The sequence below is a fragment of the Natrinema soli genome (assembly GCF_028618695.1).
In genome coordinates, this window is record NZ_JAQIVI010000777.1 from 1 (window position 1) to 4,778 (window position 4,778).

The 4,778-nt window shown below is 65.4% G+C and carries 4 protein-coding genes and 1 pseudogene; 3 read left to right on the forward strand and 2 right to left on the reverse strand.

Annotated elements, in window-relative coordinates; genetic code table 11:
• Both PGX04_RS32205 and ppsA read left to right on the forward strand, forming a co-directional pair.
• Positions 1-119: pseudogene (locus tag PGX04_RS32205) on the forward strand (PhzF family phenazine biosynthesis protein); the annotation flags it as partial.
• A 354-nt stretch (positions 120-473) separates the two neighbouring features.
• Positions 474-2,813, forward strand: coding sequence for a phosphoenolpyruvate synthase (ppsA, locus tag PGX04_RS32210; RefSeq protein WP_273742200.1), 2,340 nt, complete (start codon positions 474-476; stop codon positions 2,811-2,813).
• Between the two features lie 65 nt (positions 2,814-2,878).
• On the opposite strand, the gene PGX04_RS32215 is transcribed toward ppsA, so the two are convergent.
• On the reverse strand, positions 2,879-3,088 hold the full coding sequence (locus tag PGX04_RS32215) for a hypothetical protein (protein ID WP_273742201.1): 210 nt from the start codon (positions 3,086-3,088) through the stop codon (positions 2,879-2,881).
• 82 nt (positions 3,089-3,170) lie between these two features.
• On the opposite strand from PGX04_RS32215, the gene PGX04_RS32220 reads away from it, so the two are divergent.
• Complete coding sequence (locus tag PGX04_RS32220) at positions 3,171-3,803, forward strand: DUF456 domain-containing protein (RefSeq protein WP_273742202.1); 633 nt, start codon at positions 3,171-3,173, stop codon at positions 3,801-3,803.
• 78 nt (positions 3,804-3,881) lie between these two features.
• Here PGX04_RS32220 and PGX04_RS32225 read toward each other — a convergent pair whose 3' ends face one another.
• On the reverse strand, positions 3,882-4,541 hold the full coding sequence (locus PGX04_RS32225; protein ID WP_273742203.1) for an ArsR/SmtB family transcription factor: 660 nt from the start codon (positions 4,539-4,541) through the stop codon (positions 3,882-3,884).
• Between the last annotated feature and the right edge of the window lie 237 nt (positions 4,542-4,778).

The following is a 4,778-nucleotide window of genomic DNA, read 5'->3' on the forward strand; positions in this document are numbered from 1 at the left end:
CGGGGCAGGTCCGCGTCCGCCTCGACGACGCGGTGCGGGTCGGCGGCCGGGGCGTCACCGTCCTCGACGGTTCGATCGTCGTCCCCGAAGACGACGAGGACGAGATTCTCGAGGCCTGATTCGGCCTCCTCGAGCGGGCGTAGGAGTCGACGGAGCGACCAGTACGCTCGCGGATAGATTTCACATGAAGACGAACGAGCGGACAGATCCACGGAGAGACAGCCATCGGTGACTGTGTCCGAGATCGTGTACTCACCGCGAGAAACAGGTCGATCGGCGGTGCCGGGAGTAACGAGCGAATCTCGAGTTGCGGCGCTGCTATCTCGCGAAATACGGCGGTTCTCGGGCAGTCAGTTTCGATCTGAACGAGCCGTCTGCACCAAAAACGGGGAACGTTCATTCGGTTGCGAGTTGGGATTGATAGCGACCGTTCGCAACCTTCTTTATTCGTTCCAGTGACCACCTCACTAGAGATGGCTGTACTCTGGCTGGACGAGATCAGTGCCGGCGACCTCGAGACGGTCGGCGGTAAAGGTGCCTCCCTGGGCGAGCTCACGAGCGCGGGGCTGCCCGTTCCACCGGGATTCGTCGTCACCGCTGGGACCTATCGATCGTTTATCGAAGAGGCCGAAATCGACGAGGAGCTGTTCGCGGCCGTCGACATCGACGTCGACGACTCGGCCGCGCTGGCCGACGCGGCCGACCGCGCACAGGAACTCATCCTCGAGACGCCGTTCCCCGACGAGCTGCGGACGGAGATCCTCGAGAGCTACCACGAGGTCGGTGACGGCGAGGCGTTCGTCGCCGTTCGGTCGTCGGCGACGGCCGAGGACCTGCCGGACGCCTCATTCGCGGGCCAACAGGAGACGTTCCTCAACGTGACCGAGGAAGCCCTGCTGGACCGCGTCCGGGAGTGTTGGGCCTCGCTGTTCACCCAGCGAGCGATCTACTACCGGCAAGAGCAGGGGTTCGATCACTCCGCGGTGAACATCGCGGTCGTCGTCCAGCAGATGGTCGACGCCGAGAAGTCGGGCGTGATGTTCACGAGCCACCCCTCGACGGGCGACGCGACGATGATCATCGAGGCCGCGTGGGGACTGGGCGAGGCCGTCGTCTCCGGTGCCGTCTCGCCGGATAACTACGTCATCGATCGCGAGGACCGGTCCATGGACGTCACCATCGCCGAGAAGAAGGTGATGCACGAGAAAGACGAGGCGACCGGCCAGACCGTCGAGCGCGAAGTGCCCGAGGACAGGCGGACCCAGCGAGTCGTCTCCGACGACGAGATCGACGCGCTCATGGACCTCGGCGAGCGCGTCGAGGACCACTACGGCGAACCCCAGGACGTCGAATGGGCCATCGTCGATGGAGACGTCTACATGCTCCAGTCGCGCCCGATCACGACGATCGACGAGAGCGGGGCTGACGCCGCGGATCCGACGGGGAGCGTCGACGCCGCGAAGGGACTGACCGACGGCAGCGGAAGCGTGCAGGCGGCCGAGAGCGGCAGTACTGGCGGGGCCGACTCGAGCGGCTCCGGCGAGATCCTCGTCGACGGGCTCGGCTCGAGTCCGGGGACGGTCAGCGGCCCCGCGCGAATCGTCATCAAGCTCGACGACCTCGACAAGGTCAGCGAGGGCGACATTATCGTCACCGAGATGACGATGCCCGACATGGTGCCCGCGATGAAACGGGCCTCGGGCATCATCACCGACGAGGGCGGCATGACCAGCCACGCCGCCATCGTCTCGCGCGAACTCGGTGTCCCCGCCATCGTCGGGACGACCAACGCCACGACCGCCCTCGATGACGGCCAGGTCGTCACACTCGACGGCGAGAAGGGCGCGGTGCTCGAGGGATCCGAAGTCGAACCCGATGAGGAGACCGAGCCGGTCGAGGAGGTCCGTCCGCAGTCGCCGGTCAAACCGATGACCGCGACGGAGGTCAAGGTCAACGTCTCCATCCCGGAAGCCGCGGAGCGAGCGGCCGCGACGGGTGCCGACGGCGTCGGCCTGCTCCGCATGGAGCATATGATCCTCTCGCTGAACCAGACGCCCGCGAAATTCATCGCGGAGAACGGCGAGGACGCCTACATCACGGAGCTCGTCGAGGGCATTCGCGGCGTCGCCGACGAGTTCTATCCGCGGCCCGTCCGCGTCCGCACGCTCGACGCGCCCACGGACGAGTTCCGCCAGCTCGAGGGCGGCGAGGACGAGCCCGACGAGCACAATCCGATGCTCGGCTACCGGGGCATCAGGCGCTCGCTCGATCGGCCGGACGTCTTCGCCCACGAACTCGAGGCGTTCCGTCGCCTCTACGAGCTGGGATACGACAACGTCGAGATCATGCTCCCGCTGGTCAACGACGCCGAGGACATCTACCAGACCAAGAAGCTGATGAAAGAGGCGGGGATCGATCCCGAGAGGCGCCGCTGGGGTGCCATGATCGAGACGCCCGCCGCCGCGCTGTCCGTCGAGGGAATGGCCGAAGCGGGCATCGATTTCGCCTCCTTCGGGACCAACGACCTGACCCAGTACACGCTCGCGGTCGACCGCAACAACGAGCACGTCGCCGACCGCTTCGACGAACTCCACCCCGCCATCCTGCGACTCATCGGCGACGTCATCGAGACGTGTCGCGAACACGACGTCGACACGAGCATCTGCGGCCAGGCCGGCTCCAAACCCGAAATGGCTCGGTTCCTCGTCAACGAAGGGATCAGCTCGATCTCGGCGAACATCGACGCCGTCCGCGACGTCCAACACGAGGTCAAGCGGGTCGAACAGAAGCTCCTGGTCGACTCGGTTCGCTAACGGTCGCTTTCACTGATTTTTCGGACGAGCAGCGTTCGACGCTGTCATCTCGTGTGGGAATGCTGTCACCACGAGTATGCATAGCCGGCAGCGACGAGAAAGACCGGACCGATCCCGAGTGCCGCAACCGCGATTGCGATTCCGAGGAGCCGAAGCAGGTCCGTCATGAGCGCCGGATACTCGGGCTGGGGCTCGAGGTTCGCCACGAGCACGGAGATGAACGCGCCGGCTCCGATGGAACACAGGCCGAACGTAGCCGTCGCAGCCCAGGTCATAGGTTCGATGGGGGTGCCGCCCTCGTATAGCCTGCGGCCGGACGGGGAAAGGTCCAAGATGGCGGCCGGCCTGGATTCGAGCATGAGCGACCGTTCGGACGAGGTGACCGAGAGTCGGGAGCCGGACGCCCCCGCGACCGACGACCTCCTCGAGGAGACGGATCGCCTGCTCTCCGAGCCAGGTGCCACCGTCGACGACGGGCCATCCGAGACCGCGGGGAGCACAGCGGGCGGCGACACCGGCGTGGATCCGCTCACTGAGTTCGATCCCACGCAAGACGCCGACCTCGAAGGCGACAGTACAGCCGACTCCGAGTCCGACACCGGCTCGTCGCGATCGTGGCTCTCACCGATCACGTCGCGACTCTCGCTCGGGAGATACTTTTCGCCGAAGGAATACGTCGCGCTCGTCGGCGTGCTCAGTGCCGGCGTTCTGGCCGGTTCGACCCTGCCGATCGCCGGCCGCATGATCGGCATGTTCGCCGTCGCCTTCACCGTCGGACTCCTCGCGTCGAAGCGGCGCTATCTCGAGATGAGCGCCGCCGGCGTCTCGGTCGGCGGCGTCGCGGCGATCCTCAGCAACACCGTTCTCATCGCCGTCGGCTCCGGACAGCCGCTCATCGCCGTCGGCGCGACCGTCGGACTCCTCGCGTCCGTCGTGGGCTACTACTTCGGTCGCGACCTGCGCGACGGGCTCTCGCAGGATATCGACTGAGACGGATCGCTGGTTTCCCGGCGCAACTGCGAACACCCTGCGGGCGCGCCGAAATCGACTGACAGCAGTCCGGGCGAGTTAGCTGTTCGTCGCTAACTCCCAGCCGCGTTCCGTACGGCGAACGACCCCGTTGTCGGCCATCACCTCGAGTAAGTCGGCGACGACTTCGCGGGGAGCGTCGATGTCTTCGCTGAGTTCGCCGACCGATTTCGGTTCCGAACGGACGCTGGCGAGCAAGTCGGCGTAGATCCGACTCTCCGGGCCGGCACCGACGGTCTCGGAGATGTTCTCGAGCACGTCGTAGAGCCGCCCCTGCACCCATCGCTGGGCCAGCGACAGCTCGTTTTCGAGCCGTTCCAGATCTTCCAACACGGCGAGTAGCTCGTCGAGATTCCCGTTTTCGTCCCACGAGATATCGAGGGAGAGGTGTCGACAGGTCGTGATATCGAAGCTACTGTTGGCCGGATAGGCGCTCTTGCTTGCGAAGCCGTACGGCGAGACGTTCACCTCGAGTCGGACGTTCCGGGCGATGTGGAAGTACTTCCGCCGCTGATCGTCGACGCGGCTCTCGATCAGTCCCGCCTCCTCGAGTTTCCGCAGGTGTTCGATGACTGCCTTGGGACTCACGCCGAGGTATTCCGAAATTTCAGTGACGTAACAGGGCTTCCGGGCGAGCAACTGGAGAATTCGCCTCCGGTTTTCGTTCCCGAGTAAATCCAACAGCGCGGCGGAGTCCATCGAGACAGCGTTAGTGATCGGCGCTGAAAAGCGTGTCTGCTCGCAATACGCGACGGATCGACGCGGTTCGGACCCGGGTGATAGTGGATCAGCCGTCGGCGTCGGCCCCGCTGGACGTCCCTGAGTCGGTATCGGACCCATCGTTCGATTCGCCGTCCGGTCCGTCAGAGTCGGTCGGCGTCGCGCCGGGCGAGCGCTCATCAGCGCCGTTTCCCGACGATCGATCGTCAGGATCGG